The following is a 24,986-nucleotide window of genomic DNA, read 5'->3' on the forward strand; positions in this document are numbered from 1 at the left end:
GGTCGCTACTTGCGCGGCTTCGCCCGCGCCGTCGGCTCGGCGATCAACGGATCGTCGGGCCAGTAGTGTTTCGGGTAGCGGCCCTTCAAGTCCTTCTTCACCTCGGCGTAGGTGGTGCGCCAGAAGTTGGCTAGATCCTGGGTAACCTGCACTGGCCGCCGCGCCGGGGACAACAAGTGCAGCAGCACCTGCTGACGACCATTGGCGATGCGCGGCGTTTCGGCCAGGCCGAACAGTTCCTGCAAGCGCACCGCCAGCACCGGCGGATGTTCGCTGTAATCCACACCAATACGCGAGCCGGACGGCACGCCGATGCTGCGCGGCGCCCACTCGTCCAGGCGCTGGGGCAGCGGCCAGGGCAGCAGGGTTTGCAGCATGGCGTGCAGGTCGAGATTGGCGAAGTGACTGAGCCGGGTGACCTTGCCCAGGTAAGGCGCCAGCCAGGTTTCCAGCGTGGCCAGCAGCGCCGCATCCGATACATCCGGCCATTCGCTGCCGGCCTGGGTTTGCAGATCGAGCCCGCGCAGCAGCATCACCCGCGCCTGCCACTGGCGCAGCTCTGGCGTCCACGGCAGCAGCGCCAGGCCCTTGCGCCGCACCAGACCGAGCAGCGCCGTAGTGCGCGCCTCGGCATCCAGCCCTGGGAGCGCCTCGCTGCTGAGCACAAGATCACCGACCTTGTGCTGTCGCTCGGCGCGCAGCACGCCTTCGCGCTCGTCCCATTCGAGCAGATCCAGGCTGCTCACCTGCTCGACCAGCACCGACTCGAACAGCGCCGGCTCCAGCTCCGCGGCCAGGTAGATGCGCTCCTCGCGCTGGCCGTGGCGGCTGCCCAGGTCGGCAACCACCAGCCAGCTGTGCTTCATCAGAGCATCGGCTTCGCCAAACTGCGCGGCACGCCCGTTGGCCAGGCGATATTCGGCGCCGCCCTCGCGGCGCTGGCGGGCGATGCGGTCCGGGTAGGCGAATGCCAGCAACGCGCCCAACCAGCGGCCGTGTTCGGGATCGCCCACCGGCTCGCTGACCGGCACCCGGCGCAGATACCCCTGAAACTGTTTGGCCAATTGCCGAGCCCGTTGCACGCCACCCTGAGCACCGCGCGCAGCCCAGCTCTCACCCGACAGCAGCGCTAGGCGGCTATGCAGGTCGGCACCGGCGCCACGCAAGATGTCGCGTTCGCCCAACAGTGCCGCCAGGTCACTGGCCAACTCGCCGAGGCCCAAGGCCTGGCCACGTAATAACAGATGAGCGATACGCGGATGGGCCGGCAGCTCGGCCATGGCCTGGCCGTGAGCAGTCAACACGCCACGTTCGTCGAGGGCGCCGAGGCGCTGCAACAGGTCACGCGCCTGGGCGTAGGCGGCAGCGGGCGGCGGGTCGAGCCAGACCAGCTCGTCCACCTCGACGCCCCATCGGGCCAACTGCAGCGCCAGGCCGGCCAGGTCGGCCTGCAGAATTTCCGCCGCGGAATACGCTGGCAATTGTTCGTGCTGTGCCTGGGACCACAGCCGGTAACACGCCCCGGGTTGCAGACGCCCCGCACGGCCAGCCCGCTGAGTGGCCGAGGCGCGGGAAATACGCGCGGTATCCAGGCGCGTCATGCCGCTGCCCGGGTCGAAACGCGGCACGCGCGCCAGGCCGGCGTCGACCACTACGCGCACGCCATCGATGGTCAGGCTGGTCTCGGCGATGTTGGTGGCCAGCACCACCTTGCGCAGCCCGGCCGGCGCCGGCTCGATGGCCGCGCGCTGGGCCGACAGTTCCAGCTCGCCATGCAGCGGGCAGACGCGCACGTCGCTGCGCCCGGCCAGCGTTTCGTCCAGTTGTTCGGCCACGCGGCGAATCTCCGCCTGGCCGGGCAGGAACACCAGCAGGCTGCCGGGCTCGTCGTCCAGGGCCTGCAGCACCGTCTGCAGCACCCGCGGCTCCAGCCATTCACCGGCCTGCCAGGGCGCGCCCCAGCGAATATCCACCGGGAACATGCGCCCTTCGCTGCGCAGCACCGGCGCATCATCGAGCAAGCCAGCGAGGCGCTCGCCTTCCAGGGTTGCCGACATCAGCAGCACCTTGAGCGGCGCTTCACCACTATCGGCGCCGCGAAACATCGCCCGGCCGTTCAAGGTCAGCGCCAGGGCCAGGTCGGCATCCAGGCTGCGCTCGTGAAATTCGTCGAAGATCACCAAGCCGACGTCTTCCAGCGCCGGGTCGTCCTGCAGGCGCCGGGCGAGGATGCCTTCGGTGACCACTTCGATACGCGTATTGGGCCCCACCTTGCTGTCCAGGCGGATGCGATAGCCCACCGTTTCACCGACCTTTTGCCCAAGTTCGCTGGCCAGCCGCTCGGCCGCAGCGCGGGCGGCCAGGCGCCGCGGTTCGAGCATGATGATCCGTTGCCCGGCCAGCCACGGCTGGTCGAGCACAGCCAGGGGTACGCGGGTTGTTTTGCCGGCGCCGGGCGGCGCTTCGAGCACCACTTCGTCACGCGCGGCCAGGGCGCAGCACAGGTCAGGCAGCAGGGAATCGATCGGCAGGCTGTTCATCGGGGCTCCAGTTCAGGCCGGCGATTATAACGGCGAACCGCCGCCCTGCTTGCCCGGTCATATGCCGTCGAAAGCTGCGTATTGCTGCGCCACAGCAGCTTTGCCATGCTTGCCTTGCTATAGTGGCGTCCACTTTTTCTGGAGGTGCTCGATGCGCACGAAATCCCGCGTTATCGGCGGCGTTCTCGCCGTTACATTGGTCACTCAACTGTCTGCCTGCGGCACCATCTTCTTCCCCGACCGCCGCGGCCAGATCGAAGGCCGCGTCGACCCCCTGGTCGTCGGTCTGGACGCCATCGGCATCCTCTTCTACGTGATTCCCGGCCTGATCGCCTTCGGCATCGACTTCGCCACCGGCGCCATCTACCTGCCAGGCGGCACCACCGCGCAGGTGGACACCCAGTCGCTCAAGGACGTAGTGGACGCCGACGGCAAGGTCGACAATGCCAAGCTCAAGGCGCTGATCGAAACCCAGACTGGCCACAACCTGCCGCTCGACGACCCGCGCCTGATCCAGCACAGCGGTAGCGCTGAACAGCTGGCGGCTTACGGTCTGCGCCCTTCCGCCTAACGCACCCGCGGCCCGTCAGCAATGACGGGCTCAGCTTAACCCCATGGATCGCCCATGACCCTCGACCGCCAGCACGCCCGCCTGATGCGCCAGGCCACCGCTGCAGCGCTCTGCGTGGCACTGACCCTGGTGCTCTGCAAGGCCATCGCCTGGTGGGCCAGCGGCTCGGTCAGCCTGCTCGCCGGCCTGACCGACTCGCTGCTCGACAGCGCCGCCTCGCTGCTCAACCTGATCGCCGTGAACATCGCCCTGCGCCCTGCCGACGATGATCACCGTTACGGCCATGGCAAGGCCGAAGCCCTCGCTGGTTTGGGCCAAGCGCTATTCATCGGTGCCAGTGCCATCCTGGTTGCCGTGCAGGGTTTCGAGCGCTTGCGCCAGCCCGAGCCATTGACCGCCCAGGCGCTCGGCATCGCAGTTATGCTGCTGTCCATGGTGCTGACCGTCGCCCTGCTGATGTTCCAGCATCACGTGGTACGCAAGACCGGCTCCACCGCGATCCACGCTGACTCGCTGCACTACCGCTCCGACCTGCTGCTCAACGGCGGCATCCTCCTCGCCCTGCTGCTCGCCTACCTGGGCTGGCAACAGGGCGACGCGCTGTTCGCCATCGGCATCGCCGCCTACATTCTATGGAGCGCGGTGAGCATTGCCCGCCAGTCGGTCAGCGTGCTGATGGACCAGGAACTGGCCCCCGACGTCAGCACCCGCATGAGCGAGCTGGCCTGCGCCGTACCTGGCGTCATCGGCATCCACGACCTGCGTACACGCCTCTCCGGTACCCGCTGGTTCGTGCAACTGCACGTCGACCTGCCCGGCAACCTCACCCTCACCGAAGCCCACGCACTGTGCGAGCAGGTGGAAGATGCCATCCGCGGTGAATTCGCTCAGGCCGAAGTGCTGGTGCATGCCGACCCGGCCTAATCGCACCGTTTTGTGGCAGACGATGCGCTACCAGAAAAACACTGAACCGTCATTGCGAAAGGCCAGTCAGCTTCACTAAGCCCAAACGATTTGGGCGGGACGCTCCCGGCTCTCCTCACCCTCAACCAGGGCGGCACCGGGAATCTATTCGTGATGAGAGGATTACCACATGAAGCGCGTATCCATGTTCGTCATTGCCGCCGTACTGGCCGCACCGGCCTTCGCAGCTGATGACCTGTGCACCGTCAACCTGCAGAAACTCGATAACGCCGTGGCCACCAAAGCCACTCTGCCCGAGCCGCTCAAGCAGCAGGTTGCAGACGCCAAGAAGAAAGCCACCGACGCCCAGGCTGCTGGTGATTTGGAAGCATGCGGCACCCACGCCCAGGACGCCCTGCAACTGCTCGACGCACCAGGTGACGACGGTAGCGGCGCTACCCGCTGATCGTGAAACAGGCCGGTTCCAGACCGGCCTGTTTGCGAGCGCGCCGTGTCGCCCGGGTCGACGCCACGAACCTTTTTGGCGTACACTGCGCGTCTCGCAAGTTTCGGGGCCGATTAGGATTCGACGCCGGTGGCGAAGCTCGAGGTGCATGCCGACTTGGTAACAGAAGTCGTAAATCCACTGTTGCAACTTTCTATAGTTGCCAATGACGAAAACTACGAGGGCTACGCTCTCGCTGCGTAAGCGGCGCGACTAGTCCTTCTGGTAGCTTCGGCTCCAGCGATCACTAGGGGATGCCTGTAAACCCGAAGTGATTGTCATGCAGAACAGGATCGCCGCGTAGTACGTTGTGGACGAAGTGGCTAAAACTTACACAACTCGCCCAATGCACCCTGCCCGTCGGGCGGCTGAGGGTTAACTCAATAGACACGGCTAAGCATGTAGTACCGACAGTGGAGAACTGGCGGACGGGGGTTCAAATCCCCCCGGCTCCACCAAATCGAAACCAATAAACCCCTGATTTTCATAGAGAATTTCAGGGGTTTTTTGGTTTATGCGCCTAGGTGTCGAAGCTTTGTCGAAAAAGGCTACGCACGACCAACCTAGACTGAGCCTCAGGCGTGATGTCGAGTCATCCGTATATGAGGCAGTAGCGAATCAGTTGGTCTTTCAAGCTCTGACGCTGCTTGATTACCAGGTGAATGGCCACAAGAGGAAACTGACCCTCCTGAACCTCATAAAGAACCCGGTAACCGTCAAACAGGAGCTGACGATACTTGTCCAAGCCAAGCTCTACGGCTTCATCACAAGCACGGTACAAATAGGGGTTCTGAGATAGCTTTTGGCGAATGGTCCTCACGAGACCTGCCACCTTTGCATGAGCGGCATCGCCATCCATTTTGAAGTAGACGAGGAATGAATCCGTCAAATCTTCAAGACTTTGCTTAGCGGGGGGGGTGAAGCGGAGATCGTATTTCTTGGTCATAAGGCCCTCTGTTATTTGGCAGAGCGGCACCTCTGGGAAAGACCATCCAACAGTTCATCTTCAGAAATATGATTTCCTCTTGCTAGCTCTCGCGAACCAATCGCAAGGAGCTTAATGAGAGCAACAGCTTCATCTCGACGCACTCGATCTTCATAAGACTCGATCACGTAAGCAGGAATCCCGTTCTGTGTCACAACCATTGGCTCATCCAAATCCAGAGCCGCCGCATGTTTTTTTAAGTAGCTAATCGTTTCGACTCGCATGAGTCGGTACCTCCAGTGCTGTGCGAACACTTATGCTTAAAAAGCCCCCTTTCGGGCAGTGTTCGGATCGAGAGCCAGATAGATGTTAAGCATCAACATTGCTTGGCTCCGTTCACCTGACATTTGAAAACTGCCAGGTATTCGCATAGTAGACCAAATTAAGACCAAATTCAAGCCAGTCACGTGCACTAGATGGACAAAGGCCCAAATCGAATAGCATCCTGCAGGTGATCAGGCGCCAGATGCGCATACCGCATGGTCATCGCCAAACTCGAATGGCCCAGGATGCGCTGCAGCGTGACGATGTTTCCGCCGTTCTGGATGAAGTGGCTAGCGAAGGTGTGGCGCAGTGCGTGTGCAGCCTGCCCCTTCGGTAGCTTGATGGTCGTGCGGCCCAAGGCGCGGCGGAACGCGGTAATGGCCGAGTTGGGCTGACCATGCTCACGCCAGTGACGAATGATCCTGGCTTCAAGCTCAGCAGAGATCGGCACTGATCGTACCTTGCCGCTTTTGGTGCCGCTGAAGGTGATCACCCGATTTCGTACAGAATGCGGCTTGAGCTTTTCAGCCTCAGACCATCGGGCACCAGTGGCCAAGCAGATCAGCACGATGATTTCGACGTGCGGGTTATCGCAGCCCGTCCGGATCGCCTCAAGCAGCTCGGCTATCTGCTCATTGGTCAGCCAGGACAGTTCACGTTCCTGGACACGTAGTGGCTTCACCAGCTCAAGCGGGTTCGGGTAGTCGATGACGCCCAGGCCGCGAAGCTCGTTGTATACGGCGCGCAGGTAACCCAGCTCGTTATTCAGCGTCTTGGGTGAGGTGCCAGCTTCCATTCTCAAACGTCGGTCATTGGCATACGCGTGCGGGTCGAGACGTATCGCAACGGGATCGCGCAGGCGATTGGCCAGATAAAGCAGCTTTCTAAGTCGCCCGGCTGCATACCGCAGCGAATGGCCGTGCAGGTCATACCAGAGCTGCATAAGCTCAGAGAGCCGACGTTTATCCTTGGGCTTGGGTGACCAATCCTTGTTGTCGACCAGCTTGGCGCGGCACGACGCTTCAAAGCGCTGAGCTTCGCCCTTGGTCTTGAACGTCTTTCGGAATCGCTTGCCCTTGATGGGCTCAACATCGACTTTCCAGCGACCGTCAGGCAATTGCAGGATCGACACTAGACCGCCCTACCCCACCGCACATGCCGCTCAGTGAGCAGATCCCGAATATGCCGATACAGATCATCCTGGGTCATGTCCTTGGCGGCGTAGTGATCGCGGATAACCGGCCAGCAGTCCCATTGCTGGAGGGTCTTAAACGCCTTTTTTGCGCCCACCTGCTCCCTTGCCAGTAGGCTGACGAAGTTTCCCAGGAACAGCTCCACGTTCTTGCCGGAGAAGCCGCGCGAGGTCTTGTAATACCGCTTGTATTCGGTGTCATCGAGCAGAGAATCCACCGGCAGATCGACGCGCACGTCTTCACGGATCAGCGTCCAGATGGGCTCGAAATACCCAGGGCGGCAAAGCAGCCTGAATTGGCGTAGGCCATAGCGCCACAGGCCGTCCAAATGCCCAGCAAAGGCAGCGAATGAGCGCGTATCAATGAATTCGCCGGTCTTGATATCAACCGAGCCACTGGCGAACTGCTGCACCACGGAATGATGATAACGAAGCTCTATGCGCCACACGTCCGCGTTCGGGTCGTAGTTGTCAGGATCAGCAGCGTCGAAGCTGTCGCGGCGCTTCCAGACGCTTTCCCAATAGTCGAGCTTGTCAGTAGCGCGGGCCTGCTCGGTTTTGTTGTAAATGCAGAGTTGCACGCCGGTGGCGGAGCCGAACATGAACGTCTCACCGCGCCCATAGGTGCTGGATTTGGTCGCCCAGTTAACAGTGTTGATGCCCGAGATATCGCGCTGCATACGTGCACGGCAGTGCATGCGGGCCACCAGATCTACCGGAGGTTTCCAGTTCTGCAGATCCAGCGCGAGGTGGACAGCGCATTGATTGGTTTCGCAGTGAGTCAACACCTGCTGGGCGTAGTAGTCCAGGCGTTCCTGCAGGCGTTGGGGCGACAGAGCATCGATGGCATGAGGCGAGACTTCAATTTTCAGGTGAGCGCCGATGGTGTCGATCTTCGCATTGAAGTTCTTCACCAGCAGGATGATGCCCAGGTCAGCGTTCTGCAGCTTGTACTGGTAACCGGAGTCCTTCGCGACGCGCCCCGCGTGCCAAGTGTGCCCGGCGAACTCCACCATGCCCGGTTTTTCGAAGAAGGCCATGATTTCAGGGCGGATCAGGCCGCGGAAAAGCTGCCGCACCGTATCCACGCCACAACGCAGCAGGCGTACAGCCGACAGGTCGGTGAGTGCCGCCGAAGCAGGATCAAAGAACAGCCGGCCATCCTCGCTTTCGAGGCCGGTCAGTCGATCCAGTCGCCTTTGGTCTTTGCTCATGGTTTTCTCCGTTATTGACCAACAATGGCCACTTCGTTAGTTGTTTTTCTGACGTGTTACAGGGACGTCAGCGCCTGCGCGGCGGCGCACCCGCGCGGTCGTGCCTCGCACGCAACCACACCGCCGCGCTCGGCTTGACGTGCGCCGCTCCAACCTCAGAAGCCCTCATAACTACCCACTGCCATCAGCCAGTTCCCATGGGGCTGCTGACAAGGTTCGTTGGTCGCAAGGCGAACGAGCGCGCCACCCTCCCGCTTCATCGGGCAGCGCTGTTCCTGGGTGTACAGAGACGATGTGGTGCGCCACTGGGGCGGCAGATGGCTTACCCATACCACCAGCAGGAGCAGCGGCAAGAGAAGCGCGGCGGGGCCTTCGGGAAGGGAGAAGACGTGGGTTCTGGTGCGGGCCGGGGGGATGATTGACACCAAGGGCGCTGCCCTTGTCATCCCGCTCTTGCCGCCGAGGGCTCGGGAGCGCGGGGTGGTGAAGCTACCCCACTCTCCCGTTGTCAGGCTGATCATGAATGCAGGGCCTCAAGGGTGCGCTGCGCCCGTGCTTCCGTTCGACGGAACGGTGGAGCTGTTCCGACGAGCCGGGAGCGCGGCCCTTGACCCCTCTTGAATAGGTCGGGTCATACGGCCCAGTACGTTGCCGGAACCCTGCCGGTCGCGGTGCCGTATCGCCCGAATGGTGACCACATCCTGGAAGTAGATTTCCAGGGTGTGCTGCATGCCGCTCAGAGGCACAGTAATGAAATAGCCCTGATCGCAGATGCCTTCGACAGGCAGCACCACACCGATCACATGCAGGCAGTGCCAGTAGGTACCGGGTTCATCGTCCCAGGCCAGTTCGACCAGAACGGTATTGCCGAGAAAGGTCATGGCCGTTTCGGCATCCAGGGCCAGCGACTGCTTAGGCATGGCTGTAGTCCCCCGCGTTGAACTCCGTTTTGCCCTTGGTCAGATCCGCACGCAGACGGGCAAGGTTGACCATGCGGAAGTCGGCAAGTCGCATGCTGGGCACGGTGCCGTTGCTGACCCACTCGCAGGCTTCCTCAACCGACACACCGCTCATTTCAGCGAAGGTCTTAATGCTGCAGAGGTCGAGGCTGTCGTCTTTCTTGGTCATCATTCCCACTCCTCTTCCATGAGCTGCTTGGTCAGCAGTGCAACGTTCACAAGCACGTATTTGCCGATCTTCTTGGACGGCAGGTAGCCGTTGCGAATCCAGCCTCGCACGGTGTCGTGTTCGTTCTCCATGCGGATCCAGTTAGCGAACTCGCGCCATGGCATCACGGGCGGGGCTCCAATCACGCGGCTTAAAGTCAGGTCGGTTCCTTCCACAATCTTGCCCTTTGTTGCACTATGGAGGTCTATGTTGGGAAAAATGAACCGGCAATATTTACCGGTTTCATATTGACGATTATAGGCATGCGTAAAACTATGCCTAGCAATATTTGCCGGTTAATTAGACGAAATCAGAATATGAGAGAACGCATAATCGCTATCCTTGAGCATAAGAAGCTCACGGCGAAGCGGCTCGAGGAGCTCAGCGGGATTGATCGCGAGAAGTGGTATGCGCTCAGGAAAGGTGGCCGCAGGGTCAACGAGGACGATATCAAGGTCATCGTAGATATCGCCCCTGAATACGCCCTTTGGCTGGTTAGCGGCCAGATCGCGCCCGAGAGTGGCCAGACAAGCCCCGAGTACGACGAGGCAAACCGAACCTTGACCGGTCAAAACGCGGGATAGCGATCACTCAAGAAGTAGCTAGGCGCTGGTACGCCCGAACGACAAGGATGAAGGAATGAAAGCTGACAGGGAGGATGCACCCTCTTACACAAGACAGAGCGCCCGCAGGAGCAACAGAGCCACTTGGGTCGTTGCTTCGTTCATGGGAAGCGCAGTTACAGTTGGGCTGCTGTAGACGCTGAGCTCGCTTTATATGCAGGGCAAGGTTGATCGGCTAGCGAACAACGCTAAGCCAAAGCGAGCCCCCGTTGCAGAAATCACCAGATCGGCGCCCGCCGAGAAAGACTGGGACAAGATCGTTGAAGACGTGGCCCGACGCAGCAATGCGGCCGACCATGAGTTGATACGCCAGCAGCAAAAACAGGTTCTCACCAAACAAACCGAATACAGCAGCGCGACGTATATTCCCGCACATTCGGTCAACTCAGTGCCTGCAACAAGAGTTTCTGCACAGCCAAGCACTGAGCAGAAGACAAAAAAACAGCAAGACATCGTGATCGTCGGGAAAGAAACGCGACTTAGAGATTACTGCCCCTATAAAGAGGGCAGTATTGAAAGGCGCAACTGCAAAATGCGTGTTGACTTAAACTCAAGATAAGACAAGCAAGGTTAGCTGGACGGATTCATATCCGGTCCAGCCAAAACTCTCAATTACAGAAAGCAAATTCTAAAATAGATTTTATTTTCTGCTGACTTCCAGGGGTTAGATCCTGCTCGCCATCAAGAAACGCTCTAATTCTACGCCATGAGTTATAAGGTTTATCTTTAGAGCTGGCAATCTCATCTGCAGAGGCATCCCAGAGCACGTGCTCAAATGTGTCTGAGATTACATGAGTATTAGCAGCATTAGCGACGCTGGCGATTTTCGCGTTGGCTTTGTAAGGGTGAATAGCCGCTTTTTCCTCAAGCTCGGCATCAGTTAGACCGTGACGATCCTCGTCATGAATCACCTTATAAGATATACCTAAGGTATTTAATACTTTGCCGATCGCAGGAATAGTCCACTTCCCCCCAGCAGAGATTATAGTCGTATCCTTTACCAAATTATTATTAAGATCAAACTTAGTTAGCAACTCATCAGCCATTGAGAATACGGCAACCTCAGTGTCACCCTCAACCAAAACGACTCTTTTAGCGAACAAACTTTCACAGACAGTAGGATGAAAATCAAGTGTCGCTCTAAGAAGCGAACGTTCATCATATTCGCCCCCCACCTCAAATATATTAGAGGACAACTGATGAATAATTCTCTGGTTATTTTCGTCCTTGCGAACAAGTTTGAGTGACTCCGGCTTATCTGCAAGGGATATGAGGAATGGTGAGTGAGTTGAGCAAATCACCTGCCACTTAGGTGAATCAGTTTTGCTAACTAGAGCCTGCTTTAAGCGGCGCATAAGGTGCGGATGGATATAAAGTTCAGGCTCTTCATATAGAACGACAACCGTACGCTCCCCGCCTTCGACGACGGATGCATGGCCAGCATTGCTTTCTAACATAGCGAATGCCAACGCGCGCTGCACACCGCTGCCTTGATACTGCAGGCTTGATTCAAAGCCATCATCAATTAAGAAAGTTGCAGCCTTCATGAACAGAGGCTCAATATCGATATCACCTATCGCAAGCCTAACTTGAGAGTCAAAATCCAAGACCTGATTAAGAGTAGCAGTAACTTTCTCCAAGGCCTGACCCAGCCCATCGATTATAGAACCGTCCTCAGCCTGGCCTTTCAATTTGCTCTGCAAAAATGTCGCCTTAGCAATATATTCTTGATAGGTGGCATCACTCTTCACAATTGGGAAAATTTTATTCGAGAAAAGAAAAGAGAACGGAGTGTTAGCCGTTGATTTCATTTCATCTTCAATTTTGAAACACGCTGGCACATACATGACATGAGGAACAGCTTGCTGTAAAGAGTTGGGGAATTTCTTAACATGCCACCCAACATTGCTAACAACATGATCAGGAAACTTATCAATGAACAGCTTACTTACTTCAAGAACCTGAGCCTTGTATTCGTCGGCCTTAGATATTCCAAGCTCTTCAAGACAAACCTTGCCTTGGTCGTGCTTTTTAGCCTCACTATAATTAGCCCATGGCATCTCGATGGAGGTACAATAAACACTATACTCAGAAGAAATCGGATCTAATTCGGTTGGCCAAGTGGCTGTTAACCGAACAATCAAACTTTCCTCATGAAGCAAGCCGGAAATTGCAGGCTTCACTTTCTCCCAATCTTCCAAATCTCTAAATTCGCAAATAATCTCCATGGTTTCTGCAGATGGCTCTTTGTTGGGCCAGTCATCCAGAGTAGGCTTCTTATTGTCTAGGAGAATATTAAGAGCATGAAGAATTGTAGATTTACCAATATTATTGGGGCCAATAAAGCTGGTGAAGTCCTCGATATCAATTTCGGCAAAACCAATACCGCGAAAATTTGAGATAGTTAGCTTCCTAATTTTCATACCAACATCCTATGTCTGCGTGGCAAAGCGCCATCACCGCTTATCTCAGAATTCCCCTTTTCGGGCAATAGCTCTTTGGATGTAGTCAGGGATAGATCAGCAGGGTGTTTGGTGTCGTAAAACTGTCGAAAAAACTAGGCAGATAAGGGCTTCAATGGGCACCAAGGAAAACGAGGGCACCTAGTGAAACGCTACATAGACGTGTAAAGGGGTGTAACGGGCATTAGCTATAACGGATTCAAATCCCCCCGGCTCCACCAAACAAACCCCTGATTTTCCTAGCGAAAGTCAGGTTTTTTTTGGGTGTCGAAAACTCAGACATCAGAGATGTTATGCCAATGCCTGGCAAAGGCTACCGGTATCTCAAAGAACCTATCAGTCCCCGACACCAACCCGTTATCCGGCCCCATCACCTCAGCCCTGGCGCGAATACGAGTACGCGCGCCCGCCACCCCGAAACCCGCAGGCTGACGAAAGCCAGCAGCAGAAACAGCAGCGAAGCCAGCAGCAGGCCCGTGTAGCCGACAACGGGATAGAGCCAGCCGGCGACCGCTGAGCCGGTGCCGATACCGGCGAACATGAACGACGCGGTCAGGGCCAGGGCGATGCCACGTTGCTCGGGCATCAGCTCGACGATGCGACGTTGTTGCGACGGCCAGACGATATCGGTGGCCAGCGCCCAGATCACCAGAGCCAGCAACAGGCCGCCGAGCTGCCGCGGCATCACCGCCAGGCCCAGCAGATCCAGCGCCAGCAGGCCGATCCCGATCACAAGCAAACGCTCGGCACTGACCCGCAGCGCCAGGCGCGTGACCAGCAGGTTACCGAGCACGCCCGCTACACCCAGCACGGTCAGCGCCAGGGTGATATTGCCGGCGCTGCCGTGGAAATCGTTGCCGATGATTGGCGCCAGAAAGGCGTAGGTGGTGAACACGCCGGTGGTGACGAAGAACACCACCAGAAAGGCGCTCAGCGAGGTGGCGCTGGTCAGCAGCGCCAGCACATCGGCGGGGGCGGCGCGCTGCCCGGCAACGCGGTCCGGTACCCAGATGAAGATCAGCGCCGCGATGAGCAGACCACTGGCGCCAATGCCGAAGAATAGGCTGCGCGCCCCGAACTCATGGGCGATCCAGGCGCTGATCGGCATGCCGGCCAGACCCGCGATACTCAGCCCGAGCAGCACGATGGCGATGGCGCTGCCCTGCTGCTCGCGCGTCACCAGGTTGGATCCCAGGGCGCCAAGCACCGGGCCGATGAAGCCCGCGCCCAATCCCATCAGCACACGCGACGCCAGCAGCGTCTGGTAATCCGGCGCCGCGGCGAACAGCAGCGCCGCGGCGCTGAATATTGACAGCCCCAGCAGCACCTGGGCACGCCGGCGCAGATAGCCCAGGGTCATCTGCAGCAGCGGAGCGGCGAGCGCGAAGGTGATGCCGAACACGGTGATCAACAGCGCGCTCTGGGCGCTGCTCAAGGCCCAGGCGGCGGAGATCGCCTCCAGGCTGCCAACCACCGAAAGCGCGCCGACCGCCTGGACGAAATAGGCCAGGCTGAGCAGGCGCAGGGCAAGGCGATCCGGTGCAGTAATAGGGCTGTGCATGAGGCTCTCCAGAGATATACGAGAACGCCCGACCTCGCAGTGAGGTCAGGCGCCAGGCTCAGGCAACAGGGATGGGGTTGTCGATGATCGACTGGTTGAACTGGTCAACCAGTGCGTGCTCGTTCGGCCCGACGTTGGCGCGCAGTGCCGTGATGCCGTCGACGATCACCTCGGTGGTCGCCGTCTCCAGCTTGGCCAGGGTCTCGGCGATGAAGGCATCCAGCGGCATGGCGCGCGCGTCGCCGCTCTTGTGGATCAGGTCGGTGTCGACCCATGGCGGCGCGATCTCCAGTACCTTGACGCTGGTATCGCGCAGCATGAAGCGCTGCGACAGGCTGTAGGAATGGATGGCCGCCTTGGTTGCCGAGTACAGCGCGGTGACCGCAATCGGGATGAACGCCAGCACCGAGCTGTTATTGATGATGGTGGCATCCGGCTGACGCTTGAGGTGCTCGACGAAGGCCGCGCTGACTCGCACCGGGCCCAGCAGGTTGGTGGTCACTAGGCCGACCGCCTGCTCATCGTCGAGGTCGCCCGAGGCGGCATCGTCGAACGGCATGATGCCGGCGTTGTTGATCACCACGTTGAGATCCGGATGGCGTGCGATCACCTGCCGCGCCACTTCCTTGATCTGCTGCGCGTCGTTGATGTCCAGCACCACGGTGTCGATGCCGGGGTTGGCGCGGGCGATCTCGTCGAGCAGCGCCTGGCGGCGGCCGGCGATGATCACCTTGTTGCCACGTTGGTGGAAGGCTTCGGCCAGACCGCGACCGATGCCCGAGGTGCCGCCGGTGATGAAGATGGTATTGCCGCTGAGTTTCATGGTGCTGCTCCTGACTTGAGGATTGATCAATGCTGGGCGCTGTAGCGCGGCGCGGGCTGGCTGGTGGAAAGCTGGTTGAACATGGCCTTGCGCGCCGCCTCGTAGGCGTCCCACTGGCTGGCGTCGTGCAGCGAGGGAATGGAGATCAGTTCGCCGCGATCAAAGTCGGTCAGTGCGGCGTCGACCAAGGCGCTGGCCGGCATAACGATGGCCGGGTCGAGGTGTTCCAGCGGCAGGCCGCCGTTGTCCCAGAACTCGGTGGCGGTCGCTCCTGGCAGCACGGCCTGGATACGCACGCCCTTGTCGGCCAGCTCGTGATGCAGCGACTGGCTGAAGGCGGTGACGAACGCCTTGCTGCCGCCGTACACGCCGTTGAGCACTTCCGGGGTGATGCTGACGATGGACGAGATGTTGATGATGGCGCCGTTGCCACGCTCGACGAAGCCGGGGATGGCCGCGTAGCTCAGGCGCATCAGCGCGGTCACGTTGAGGTCGATCATCCGCGTCATCAGACCGACATCGCTGGCCAGCAGCGGCGTGTGGGTGCCGATGCCGGCGTTGTTGACCAGCAGGGTGATGCTCGCGTCCTGCTTGATTTTGGCCTCGACAGTGGCCAGGCTGGCGGCGTCGCCCAGGTCGGCCTGCAGCACCTCGACCACGCGCTGGGTGTCATCAGTGATGCGGCGGGCCAGGTCATTGAGGCGGTCACGGTTGCGGGCGACCAGGATCAGGTCGTAGCCGCGTTGGGCCAGACGCTCAGCGTAAAGGGCGCCAATACCCGAGGATGCGCCAGTGACCAGTGCGGAGCCTTTCGATACGGTGTTCATGGTGTGTCTCCAAGTGCGGTGGGCTTGATACACATGATGGCGAGGATGGGCAAAGACCTAAATGACGTATAAAGTAATTTTTTAGGACATGACTGATACGAGACTCACCATGCACAGAATCGGCTACCTGCTCTCCGACGACTTCCAGGTGCTTTCGCTGGCCACCCAGACCGTCTTCGAATACGCCAACGTCGTCGCCGAGACGCCCTTCTACTCCATCGAATTCTTCTCCGTCGCCGGCGGCATCGTGCGCTCGTCCCTGGGGTTGGGCATCGAAACCCGCGCGCTGAACAACCCCGGCCTGGCCGACACCTGGATGATCGCCGGGGTCAACAAGCCGCTGGAAACGCCACCGAGCGAGGCCGCCCTGGCCTTCGTGCACCAGGCCGGGCAACAAGCTCGCCGCGTCGCCGGCATCTGCACCGGCGGCTTCGTGCTGGCCCAGGCCGGCCTGCTCGATGGCCGCCGCGCGACCACCCACTGGGCTTATGGCGCCGCGCTGCAACGCCTGTACCCACAGATCAGCGTCGAAGACGATCGCATCTTCATCATCGACGGCAGCATGTGGACCTCCGCCGGGATGACCGCCGGCCTGGATCTGGCCCTGGGCATGGTGGAAAAGGACCTCGGCCCCGAGGTGGCGCGCTCGGTGGCGCACAAGCTGGTCATGCACCAGCGCCGCTCGGGCGGGCAGTCGCAGCACTCGCAGATGCTCACCCTAGCGCCGAAGTCCGACCGCATTCAGAACGCCCTGAACTACGCCCGGCAGAACCTGCACAAGGCGCTGAGCGTCGAGGAACTGGCCGAGGCCGTGCACCTCAGCCCGCGCCAGTTCACCCGGGTGTTCACCGCAGAAACCGGGCAGTCGCCGGCCAAGGCCATCGAGCGCCTGCGCCTGGAAGCGGCGCGGGTGATGATCGAGCAAAGCCGCCATTCCCTGGACGTGATCGCCAAGGAAACCGGCTTTCGCGACCGCCGCCATATGCGCGAAGTGTTCATCCGCGGCTTTGGCGTGCCGCCCCAGGCGATACGCCGCGACGTGCGCGGGGTGAAGGCCTGAGTGGCCTGGCTCAGGCGCCCTCTTGCTGCAGCCATTGGCTGGGGCCGGTTTATCCACTGAGCCGAGTTGACGGCTTGCTGACCAATTGGCACCTTTCGTCACCGAAACGGGCGACCCCGACCACAGCGAGCGCCCTCGCCTCTGACCATCGACACTCGAAAAGGGATTTCCATGAGAGTCTTTCTGATAGCGGGCCTGGCTTTGGCCATCAGTGCCTGCGGCAACATTGCCAATATGCGTGCTTATTCCAAGGCCTATATGGAACCAGCCTCAGGTGATACGGCGCGGTTGCGCGTGATCACCAACGGAATGGCGCGCGGTGTGCCAGGCCGCGATTGCATCGACTGGCGTATGCCCGGCGCGGGAATAATGGCCGTAGCCCAATCTGGCTTTGCCGACCAGAACAACGGCCGCAGCCTGGGCATGCCCCCAAGTGGTCGCGAGGTGGGCGGCCAAAAGCTGGCGCGCAGCGAGCTGAAAGTGCCAGCAGGCAAGCCTTTCGCCATGAACTTCCAGAGCAGCGGCTACGTGTCGGGTGGCTATTCCTACAGCTGCCAGCAGACCTTTCGCTTCACACCGCAGGCGGGCCAGGACTATGAGCTGATCCTGCTGGATAGCGGAATGTGCGTGGTCGGCCTGCAACACTTGAACTCCGAGGGCAAAGCCGAGAACGAGCCTGTTGAAAAGGCTGGTCTCTGCAATGCACTGGATGCCTTTTAGTCTGCTGAAACCCCACGCTGCAGCCCCCCGAAAATAAAAAACCACGCCAGGCGTGGTTTTTTATAGCCGTTCGCATCAGGCCGTCGCCCTTTTCTGTAGCGGCGCGGTGGCGCGGTTGACCCGCGTCTTGGCGCCGAAGAAGGCCACGCTGAGAAAATGCAGCGGGCCGATGCGCTCCAGCACCAGCTTGAACGCCACCGGCAGCAGCAGCCCCATCGCCATGCTGACGACGAAGACCAGCAAGTCCTCCTGCACCTGCAGCTTATTCAGTACGATGCGCGCCCCCGCCGTACCGAAGACGTGGAACAGGTAAATCTCGAAGGAGAAATAACCCAGCCAGGCCAGCGGCATGAAGTAGAAGCGCCGGGCGATCAGCAGGCTGATGGCGGCCAGGCCCAGCGCCGTTCCGACCAAGGCCAGGTTGGCATCGTCGAGGTCAAGCAGCGCGAACAGATAGGCCTGGTCGATACCCACCAGAATCACCAGCGCCGCGGCCATGGTGATGACGCTGCTGCGGGTGATCAGTTGCGCGCTGAAACGGTAGAGCCCCAGGCCCAGCAGGAAGAACGGCAACAGCTCCACCGCCCGGTCGAGGCTGAACAGGTTCGGGAAGCTCTCCGACGCGAAGGACGCCGCCAGGGCCGCGGCGAACACCAGCCCATAGTTGCGTAACGTCAGCAGCAGGCCAGCCTTCTCCAGCAGCGAAATCACCACGAAGATGCAGAAGATCGCCTGCAGGAACCAGAAGTGCGCGTAGCTGAAGAAGTAGATGCTGAAAATATCGCCCAGCTGCGGCTTGTCGTTGGTGTTGGGCACGATCATCTGCATGACGAAGAACAGCGTCGAGACCGTCAGTAGCGGTATGCCGACGCGTTTAAACTTGCCCTGGTAGAAGCGCGACAACTCACAGTCGGCGTTCACCGGCCGCAGCGCGTAGACATAGCCCGAGATGGCGGTGAACAGCGGCATGCGAATATAAACGAGGGAATCGTAGAGGTAGCGCAACACCGAGTCGTCCGGCACTTTCATGCCCAGGTCGGACGAACTGCCGATGACATGGCCCGCTACCATCAGAAACAGCGCCAGTCCGCGAATCGTCTCTATTCGCAGATCCTTCTCGGGCGTGGTCTTGGTCATGCTGAGTCCTCTGTACTAGCTAAGCGAGACAGCGTTTCCCCGAAGATGGGAACGGATGCCGACGAATCGATCATCTGAGCGCATGGAGCTTCGACTAGTTCAGCGGTGAGGCACTAAAAGCGGGCAGTCCTGAAGCATGGGCCGATTGAGACAACAACCTGTACCGATGAAAGCGTCGAGAGAGTGCCAAAGTCGATACGGCACTCGGATCTAGAGGCGGATCGCAGGGAGGCGATAAGGAGCATCAGACCGGCCACCTTTTGAGGTGTGGCAGACTTCCCCATCAGCATGACGCCTATCGCACCCATGACAATTCGTCTGCCAACCAGGGCTTGCCGCCCCAGCTAAAGTAAACAACAGCCATCAAACCTTGAAACGACGCACCAGCCCACTCAGGTCGCCGGCCAGGCGCGACAGTTCCTGGCTGGCGGTCTGGGTTTGTTCGGCGCCGGCGGAGGTCTGGATCGACAGGTCGCGGATGCGCACCAGGTTGCGGTCCACTTCGCGGGCGACCTGGGCCTGTTCTTCGGCAGCGCTGGCGATTACCAGGTTGCGTTCGTCGATGCCGCTGACCGCCTGGGTGATGGTGCTCAGGGCCTGATTGGCGGCGCTGGCCTGCTCCTGTGTCTGGCGGGCCTGGTCGGCGCTGGTCATCAGGGCCGAGACGGTCTGGTTGGTGCCCTGCTGGATGCCGCCGATCATTTGTTCGATTTCTCGGGTCGACTCGCCGGTGCGATGGGCCAGCGAGCGCACTTCGTCGGCTACCACGGCGAAACCGCGCCCAGCCTCGCCAGCACGCGCGGCCTCGATGGCAGCGTTGAGGGCCAGCAGGTTGGTCTGCTCGGCCACAGCGCGGATCACGTCCAGCACCTTGCTGATGCTCTGGGTCTGCTCGGCCAGATTACGAGCCTGATCCGAGGCGCTCAGCACGTTGCCGGTCAGAGAGCCGATGGCGCTCAGGGTATCGGTGAGCTGCACCTGGCCGAAGCGCGCGGTTTCGGCGGCGGCTTTGGAATCGGCCGAGGTGGTTACGGCGTTGGACGCCACTTCTTCCACAGCGTGGCTCATCTCGGTCACGGCGGTGGCGGCCATCTCGATCTCGTTGTTCTGCTGCTGCAAACCCTGGGCGCTCTCGCTCATCACCGCACTCATCTCTTCGGTGGAGGCAGCCAGTTGCTCGGCGGACTTGCCAATGTGCTCCAGGGTGCTGCGCAGGGTGGTCTGCATGGAGTGCATGGCCTGCAGCAGCTGGGCCGCTTCGTCCTTGCCGGAGAGATCAAGCTGGCGGGTGAGGTCGCCCGAGGCGATGGTCTGGGCGGCGGCAACAGCACTGCCCAACGGCGCCGTCAGGCTGTGGGTCATCCGCCAGGACAGCAGCAGGGTTAGCGCCACGGCGACAATGATGGCCAGCACGGTGACTTTCTGCGAGTTGGCGAACAGCGCCACTGCCACTTCGGTGTGATGGTTGGCCTCGTCGAGGTTGATGCTCTGCAACTTGCCCGAGGACGCATTCATGGCGATGCCCAGATCGTTCAGCCGTTTCGCTAGCAGGTCGCGCACATCATCCATGCGGTCCTGTTTGATCAGGGTGACCAGGGTCGCGTCATGCTGCAGGTACTCATGGAAGATGTCGGTCAGTTTGCCGAAGTGCTCCTGCTCCTCGGGCGACACGATCATGGTTTTGTAGCGCGCCAGTTCGGCTTCGATCAGCACGCCGATGTCCTGGATCTTCACGTAGGTGGCATCGACCTTGGCGGGGTCGGCGGCCAGACGCAGGGTCTCCAGGCGCAGGCGTGCCAGCGCCAATGCCAGCTTGCTGCTCGACACGATAGCCGGAATCGAGTTCTGCTCGATCACTTCGCTCTCGCTGCGGATATTGCTCATCTGGTAAAGGCTGAACAGTCCCAGCATCACTACCAGAATGGCAATGGTGCCAAAACACAACAGACTCCGGCGGGCGATGGGCATGGATCGAAGGTTCATGGCGGATCTCATCCTTAAGAAGGTCGGGGAGCGAGGCAGGAGCGGCGGCAAGGCGTGCCGCTGCTAAACAGCGGAACTTTGTTACAAGGCTTAACAGGTTAGCAGCAGAACGTGGCTGAGGCGTACCTGAAAGTAGCTATCTAGAGCGGTCAAGCAGGATTCTCCAAGGGCAATCTTTCAGTGCCAGGCTGCGGTTTAATCAGTGCATCAAGAGCATGCTCTGCACGTTCATATCGACTTACCTGCAAGAAACTTTATTTTGTCGCCAAAATTTGGACGCCCAAGCTATCCAGTGATCTTGGCCGATATGCCATCCGCATAAGCAACGTATTTAGCTTTCACCTTCGTCCTCGTCACGCGCCCTCAAAAAACGCCTGCCTGTGCACGCTCGAATGCTTTCACTTTCGCGAAAGTCAGCTTGAGAAACCCGGAATTTACAGCCTTCCAGAGCGCCCCCAATACTGAGGTCGCCTGCGCAGGCATGGGCTCAGCCCGCAGTGCAAAGGCTTCCAGATAAGCGCATAACAACAAGAGGCGCCCTATGAACACGCCGAGCAATGCCGGACGTGAGCTGCCCAAGCTCGAAGTCCGCTCGATCGATTACGTGCCGCGTGAAGAACGCCATGGAAAGATCTGGCACCAGGGACCGTTCTGGTTCACCGGCAATTTCGTCTTCCTGACCATGATGGTCGGCTTCACGGGCCCGAGCATGGGACTCGGCATGCTGTGGAGCATCCTTGCGGTGGCGCTCGGCGCCTGCTTCGGCACCATTTTCATGGCGCTGCACGCCAACCAGGGCCCGAAGATGGGCTTGCCGCAGATGATCCAATCCCGCGCGCAGTTCGGCAGCCGCGGCGCCATCGTGCCGTTCGCCGCGACGGTGTTCGTGTACATCGGCTTTATCGTGTTCGGGGTGATTCTGGTCACCCAGGCGCTGCAGCTGGTGCTGCCGGGCTCCAAGGCGTTCTGGTACCCGGCGCTGGTGGTGCTGTCGATCATCCTGGCGGTGGTGGGTTATGACCTGCTGCACTTCGTGCAGCGCTGGCTGACCTATGTGCTGATCGCCACCTTCGCGGTGGTCACGGTGATGGCCGTCACCGCCCTGCCCCAGGCCTCGACCGTAACGGTAGCCGCCACGCCGCACTGGGACACCACCGCGTTTCTGGTGCAGCTGTCCCTCGCTGCCGGCTACAACATCAGCTATTCGGTGTACGTGTCCGACTACTCGCGCTACCTGCCCGAGGATGCGCCGAGCGGCAAGCTGATCTTCTGGACATACCTGGGCGCAGCCGGCTCGGCAGTGTGGCTGATGTCGCTGGGCGCGGTGCTGGCCACCTACCTGCCGGGCGCCGATGGCATCGTCGCGCTGGTAACCACCGGCAACTACTTCTTCGCAGGTTTCGGCGTGTTCGTGGTGCTGGTCGGCGCTGCCGCGCAGCTGTCGGTGACCGGGGTGAACTGCTACGGTGCGATGCTCACCGGCCTCAGCGCGGTGGACGGCTTTCGCCCGGTGCGCCCAACGCTCGGCCTGCGCGTGGCCGGGCTGACGCTGGTGGGCGTGGCGTCGATCATCGTCTCGCTGTCGCTGCCCGAGGCGTACATGACCAGCTTCAACGGCTTCGTGCTGCTGATGCTGTACTTCCTGATCCCGTGGACGGCGGTGAACCTGGTCGACTTCTATGCGGTACGCAAGGGCCAGTATTCGATCAGCGAAATCTTCAATCCCCAGGGCATCTATGGGCGCTGGGCCTGGCAGGGCATCCTGTCCTACGCCGCGGCGTTCCTCAGCATGATTCCGTTCTTCTCGCTGCCCTTCTATGTCGGCCCGGTCGCCGAGGCACTGGGCGGTGCGGACGTGGCCTTCATCCCCGGCCTGCTGGTGGGTGGCGGCCTCTATTACCTGCTGACCCTGACCGGCAACGAGCGCCCGAGCGCTGCACCGAATCAGCTCTAGCCACTTCCTTGTTTCTGCAAACCTACCTCTGAGGGCGGCCGGGCCGCCCTCGCTCACCCGCGTTTCAGGTGCATGCCCATGAACGAGAAAACCATCGCCCTTATCCAGCAGCCTCCGGCCGTGCTCGACACTGCACAATCGCTCGAACGCGCCGTGGCGCATATCGACGAAGCCGCTGTCCGCGGTGCGCAGCTGATCGTATTTCCGGAGACCTGGCTAAGCGGCTACCCAGCCTGGGTATTCGGCATGGCCGGCTGGGACGATGCTCACGCCAAGCGCTGGTATCAGCGGCTGCTGGCCGACAGCCCGGTGCTCGGCGCCCACGACGATATGCACGACGGCCTGGCGCCGATACGCGACGCCGCGCGCGAGCACCAGGTGTGCGTGGTGATAGGCATCAACGAGCGGGCACGGGCGCAAAGTGGCTCGCTGTACAACTCGCTGGTGACCATCGGCGCTAACGGCTGCCTGCTCAACGTGCACCGCAAGCTCACGCCGACCCACACCGAGCGCAACGTGTGGGCCCAAGGCGATGCCGCCGGCCTGCGCGTGGTCGATACGCCGGTCGGCCGCGTCGGCGGGCTGATCTGCTGGGAACACTGGCACCCGCTGGCCCGCCAGGCGCTGCACGCCCAGGACGAGCAGATCCACGTCGCCGTGTGGCCGGATATGCCCGAGATGCACCATATCGCCGCCCGTTCCTATGCCTTCGAGGGCCGCTGCTTCGTGCTCTGTGCCGGCCAGTACCTGACCACCGCCGACCTGCCCGCCGACCTGCTGGATGCCTATCGCCAGGGTGCCGGCGCCGAGCAATCGGTCGATGGCGTGCTGTTCGCCGGCGGCTCGGGCGTGGTCGGCCCTGACGGTCAATGGCTGGCACCGCCGCTGGTGGGCGAAGCCGGCATCGTGCTGGCGACTCTCGACCTGGACTGCGTCGATGCCCAGCACCACGACCTCGACGTGGCCGGCCACTACCTGCGCCCGGATGTGTTCGAGCTGCACGTTGACCGCCGCCCGCGCACCGGCATCGCGCTGCGAGACCAGTGACGCCCCAAGGGCGCTGACGAGCCTTCGCCAGCGTCACCTTTTTTCACATGCTGAAGATCCATCATGAACGACCTACTGCTTGCCATCGCCCTGCTGTCCCTTGCCCTTGGCGCCCTCTCCGGCTTCGCCGTGCTCACCTGCGTCGACTACCCGGAAAAGGCCCGCGCCCTGGGCGTGATCAACCCGATGCGCATTCGCCAGGCGCATATCGACTGGATCGTGATGGGCACCGTGATGGTTTCCACCGCCCTTGCCGTGCCGGACATGCCGGGCTGGATCTACGCGCTGGTGATGTTTGGCGGCGTGGTCAACCCGCTGACCTTCGTGCCCATGGCCTTCTCGAAAACCGTGGACACCACGCAGGCGTTTCGCCTGGTGTCGCTGGTGTCGTTCACCTCACTGAGCCTGGGGTTGGTGTTGGCGGCCGGGCATTTCATCAGCACCCATTTCTGAGCACAGCGGCGAACGGAGAGCTGCCATACTCGGCGGGCCTTTAACACAGCCCCAATGAGCGGACGACACCATGCTGGCCAACCTCTCGGATATCGACCTGAAAATGCTGCGCATCTTTTGTTCGATCGTCGAGGCGGGCGGCTTTACCGCCGCTCAGGTGCCGCTGAACACCAGCCTGCCGCGCCTGAGCGTTACGGTGCGGGATCTGGAGACGCGCCTGGGTTACACCCTGTGCCGGCGCGGCAAGGGCGGCTTCCAGCTGACCGAGCAAGGCGCCCAGGTATACGCCGCCGCCCAGGAGCTGTATGCAGACATGGAGCGCTTCCGCCAGCGCCTGGTGCTGCTCAATGCTCACCATCCGGAAACGCTGCGCGTAGGCAGCCTGGACAACCTGATCACCCTGGAGCCGGCGCCCCTGCCCTACGCTCTGGGCAAGCTGCGCGAAGCTATCCCGGACACTCGCCTGGTGCTGCAGGTGCTCACTGCCGAAGGGCTGGAACAGGCGGTGATCAATGGCGACCTGGATCTCGCCATCGGCGTGTTCGATCACCAGCTCTCGGGGCTGCATTACCTGGAGTTGTTCGGCGAGGAACAGAACCTCTATTGCGGCCGGGGCCACCCGGTGTTCGAACGCGCCGACAGCACGCTTGGCGATGCCGATATCTTCACCGCCCAGTACGTCGACCGCGGCCTGGTGGTGGAGAACCGCAAGCCGTTCACCTTTCCGTTCAACAGCGTATCCAGCGCCGCGTCGACCGAAGCCGTCGCCTCGCTGGTCGCCTCCGGCCACTTCATCGGCTATCTGCCTACCCACTATGCCGACGTGCTGGTGGCGCGCGGCGTGCTGCGACCGATATGGCCAGCGCGCTTCGCCTACCACGCGACCTGCCACTGCATCACCCGCCAGGGCAGCGCCCGCAGCGCGTCCATGGAGATCTTCATCGACGCGCTGCTCGACGCGGCGGCGCTCGCCTCATAGATCTGAACGCGAGTAA

At 60.8% G+C, this 24,986-nt stretch carries 25 protein-coding genes and 1 other RNA gene; 12 read left to right on the forward strand and 14 right to left on the reverse strand.

Features of this window, described 5'->3' with window-relative positions; all coding sequences use genetic code 11:
• Nucleotides 1-5: 5 nt before the first annotated feature.
• Nucleotides 6-2,540: an ATP-dependent helicase HrpB gene (gene hrpB / locus FB481_RS14390; RefSeq protein WP_147176834.1), complete on the reverse strand. Its 2,535-nt coding sequence runs from the start codon at nt 2,538-2,540 to the stop codon at nt 6-8.
• Between the two features lie 151 nt (nt 2,541-2,691).
• On the opposite strand from hrpB, the gene FB481_RS14395 reads away from it, so the two are divergent.
• The 4 genes from FB481_RS14395 to ssrA all read left to right on the forward strand — a co-directional run bounded on the left by FB481_RS14395 (nt 2,692) and on the right by ssrA (nt 4,977).
• Complete coding sequence (locus tag FB481_RS14395; RefSeq protein WP_013789937.1) at nt 2,692-3,111, forward strand: hypothetical protein; 420 nt, start codon at nt 2,692-2,694, stop codon at nt 3,109-3,111.
• Nucleotides 3,112-3,165: 54 nt separating this feature from the next.
• Nucleotides 3,166-4,035: a cation diffusion facilitator family transporter gene (locus FB481_RS14400; RefSeq protein ID WP_093505197.1), complete on the forward strand. Its 870-nt coding sequence runs from the start codon at nt 3,166-3,168 to the stop codon at nt 4,033-4,035.
• Nucleotides 4,036-4,204: 169 nt separating this feature from the next.
• The gene (locus FB481_RS14405; protein ID WP_013789935.1) at nt 4,205-4,480 is read left to right on the forward strand and encodes a hypothetical protein; all 276 of its coding nucleotides are present in this window, start codon (nt 4,205-4,207) and stop codon (nt 4,478-4,480) included.
• A gap of 105 nt (nt 4,481-4,585) precedes the next feature.
• Nucleotides 4,586-4,977: a transfer-messenger RNA gene (ssrA, locus tag FB481_RS14410) on the forward strand.
• A 134-nt stretch (nt 4,978-5,111) separates the two neighbouring features.
• On the opposite strand, the gene FB481_RS14415 is transcribed toward ssrA, so the two are convergent.
• The 7 genes from FB481_RS14415 to FB481_RS14450 form a co-directional block, all read right to left on the reverse strand.
• Nucleotides 5,112-5,465: a type II toxin-antitoxin system RelE/ParE family toxin gene (locus FB481_RS14415; protein WP_147176835.1), complete on the reverse strand. Its 354-nt coding sequence runs from the start codon at nt 5,463-5,465 to the stop codon at nt 5,112-5,114.
• 11 nt (nt 5,466-5,476) lie between these two features.
• Nucleotides 5,477-5,728: a type II toxin-antitoxin system Phd/YefM family antitoxin gene (locus FB481_RS14420; RefSeq protein WP_147176836.1), complete on the reverse strand. Its 252-nt coding sequence runs from the start codon at nt 5,726-5,728 to the stop codon at nt 5,477-5,479.
• Between the two features lie 188 nt (nt 5,729-5,916).
• Entirely contained in the window at nt 5,917-6,900 is a 984-nt protein-coding gene (locus FB481_RS14425; protein WP_147176837.1) for a tyrosine-type recombinase/integrase, read from the reverse strand.
• Complete coding sequence (locus FB481_RS14430) at nt 6,900-8,174, reverse strand: hypothetical protein (protein ID WP_147176838.1); 1,275 nt, start codon at nt 8,172-8,174, stop codon at nt 6,900-6,902. The genes FB481_RS14425 and FB481_RS14430 overlap by 1 nt, the downstream gene beginning before the upstream one ends.
• A gap of 533 nt (nt 8,175-8,707) precedes the next feature.
• Complete coding sequence (locus tag FB481_RS14440; RefSeq protein WP_147176839.1) at nt 8,708-9,094, reverse strand: hypothetical protein; 387 nt, start codon at nt 9,092-9,094, stop codon at nt 8,708-8,710.
• A complete protein-coding gene (locus FB481_RS14445; RefSeq protein ID WP_147176840.1) occupies nt 9,087-9,302 on the reverse strand; it encodes a hypothetical protein in 216 nt (71 codons plus the stop codon). The genes FB481_RS14440 and FB481_RS14445 overlap by 8 nt, the downstream gene beginning before the upstream one ends.
• The gene (locus tag FB481_RS14450; protein ID WP_172140312.1) at nt 9,302-9,466 is read right to left on the reverse strand and encodes a DNA-binding protein; all 165 of its coding nucleotides are present in this window, start codon (nt 9,464-9,466) and stop codon (nt 9,302-9,304) included. The genes FB481_RS14445 and FB481_RS14450 overlap by 1 nt, the downstream gene beginning before the upstream one ends.
• 192 nt (nt 9,467-9,658) lie before the next feature.
• Here FB481_RS14450 and FB481_RS14455 point away from each other — a divergent pair, with 192 nt between their 5' ends.
• Together FB481_RS14455 and FB481_RS14460 are read left to right on the forward strand one after the other, a co-directional pair.
• Nucleotides 9,659-9,925 carry a DNA-binding protein gene (locus FB481_RS14455; RefSeq protein ID WP_147176841.1) on the forward strand — a complete coding sequence of 89 codons (267 nt, stop codon included), beginning with the start codon at nt 9,659-9,661 and terminating at the stop codon, nt 9,923-9,925.
• Between the two features lie 193 nt (nt 9,926-10,118).
• Complete coding sequence (locus FB481_RS14460; protein ID WP_147176842.1) at nt 10,119-10,523, forward strand: hypothetical protein; 405 nt, start codon at nt 10,119-10,121, stop codon at nt 10,521-10,523.
• A gap of 49 nt (nt 10,524-10,572) precedes the next feature.
• Here the strand turns inward: FB481_RS14460 and FB481_RS14465 are convergent, their stop codons facing one another.
• The 4 genes from FB481_RS14465 to FB481_RS14480 form a co-directional block, all read right to left on the reverse strand.
• Entirely contained in the window at nt 10,573-12,387 is a 1,815-nt protein-coding gene (locus tag FB481_RS14465) for an ATP-dependent endonuclease (RefSeq protein ID WP_147176843.1), read from the reverse strand.
• Nucleotides 12,388-12,796: 409 nt separating this feature from the next.
• The gene (locus FB481_RS14470) at nt 12,797-13,987 is read right to left on the reverse strand and encodes an MFS transporter (protein WP_147176844.1); all 1,191 of its coding nucleotides are present in this window, start codon (nt 13,985-13,987) and stop codon (nt 12,797-12,799) included.
• Nucleotides 13,988-14,045: 58 nt separating this feature from the next.
• Nucleotides 14,046-14,810: an SDR family oxidoreductase gene (locus tag FB481_RS14475; RefSeq protein ID WP_147176845.1), complete on the reverse strand. Its 765-nt coding sequence runs from the start codon at nt 14,808-14,810 to the stop codon at nt 14,046-14,048.
• Between the two features lie 26 nt (nt 14,811-14,836).
• On the reverse strand, nt 14,837-15,637 hold the full coding sequence (locus FB481_RS14480) for an SDR family oxidoreductase (RefSeq protein WP_147176846.1): 801 nt from the start codon (nt 15,635-15,637) through the stop codon (nt 14,837-14,839).
• 109 nt (nt 15,638-15,746) lie between these two features.
• On the opposite strand from FB481_RS14480, the gene FB481_RS14485 reads away from it, so the two are divergent.
• Nucleotides 15,747-16,697, forward strand: a complete 951-nt coding sequence (locus FB481_RS14485) for a GlxA family transcriptional regulator (protein WP_147176847.1) — start codon at nt 15,747-15,749, stop codon at nt 16,695-16,697.
• Nucleotides 16,698-16,898: 201 nt separating this feature from the next.
• Entirely contained in the window at nt 16,899-17,417 is a 519-nt protein-coding gene (locus tag FB481_RS14490) for a hypothetical protein (protein ID WP_178109886.1), read from the forward strand.
• A 75-nt stretch (nt 17,418-17,492) separates the two neighbouring features.
• Here the strand turns inward: FB481_RS14490 and FB481_RS14495 are convergent, their stop codons facing one another.
• Nucleotides 17,493-18,554 carry an acyltransferase gene (locus FB481_RS14495; RefSeq protein WP_147176849.1) on the reverse strand — a complete coding sequence of 354 codons (1,062 nt, stop codon included), beginning with the start codon at nt 18,552-18,554 and terminating at the stop codon, nt 17,493-17,495.
• A 363-nt stretch (nt 18,555-18,917) separates the two neighbouring features.
• The gene (locus FB481_RS14500; protein WP_093505244.1) at nt 18,918-20,537 is read right to left on the reverse strand and encodes a methyl-accepting chemotaxis protein; all 1,620 of its coding nucleotides are present in this window, start codon (nt 20,535-20,537) and stop codon (nt 18,918-18,920) included.
• Between the two features lie 541 nt (nt 20,538-21,078).
• Here FB481_RS14500 and FB481_RS14505 point away from each other — a divergent pair.
• The 4 genes from FB481_RS14505 to FB481_RS14520 all read left to right on the forward strand — a co-directional run bounded on the left by FB481_RS14505 (nt 21,079) and on the right by FB481_RS14520 (nt 24,970).
• Nucleotides 21,079-22,491: a cytosine permease gene (locus tag FB481_RS14505; RefSeq protein ID WP_147176850.1), complete on the forward strand. Its 1,413-nt coding sequence runs from the start codon at nt 21,079-21,081 to the stop codon at nt 22,489-22,491.
• 78 nt (nt 22,492-22,569) lie between these two features.
• Nucleotides 22,570-23,538 carry a carbon-nitrogen hydrolase family protein gene (locus FB481_RS14510; protein WP_147176851.1) on the forward strand — a complete coding sequence of 323 codons (969 nt, stop codon included), beginning with the start codon at nt 22,570-22,572 and terminating at the stop codon, nt 23,536-23,538.
• Nucleotides 23,539-23,601: 63 nt separating this feature from the next.
• A complete protein-coding gene (locus tag FB481_RS14515; RefSeq protein WP_027904438.1) occupies nt 23,602-23,991 on the forward strand; it encodes a hypothetical protein in 390 nt (129 codons plus the stop codon).
• Nucleotides 23,992-24,061: 70 nt separating this feature from the next.
• Entirely contained in the window at nt 24,062-24,970 is a 909-nt protein-coding gene (locus tag FB481_RS14520) for a LysR family transcriptional regulator (protein WP_147176852.1), read from the forward strand.
• The last annotated feature ends 16 nt before the right edge of the window (nt 24,971-24,986 follow it).

This window comes from Pseudomonas sp. AG1028, from assembly GCF_007993955.1.
Classification (GTDB): Bacteria; Pseudomonadota; Gammaproteobacteria; order Pseudomonadales; family Pseudomonadaceae; genus Aquipseudomonas; species Aquipseudomonas straminea.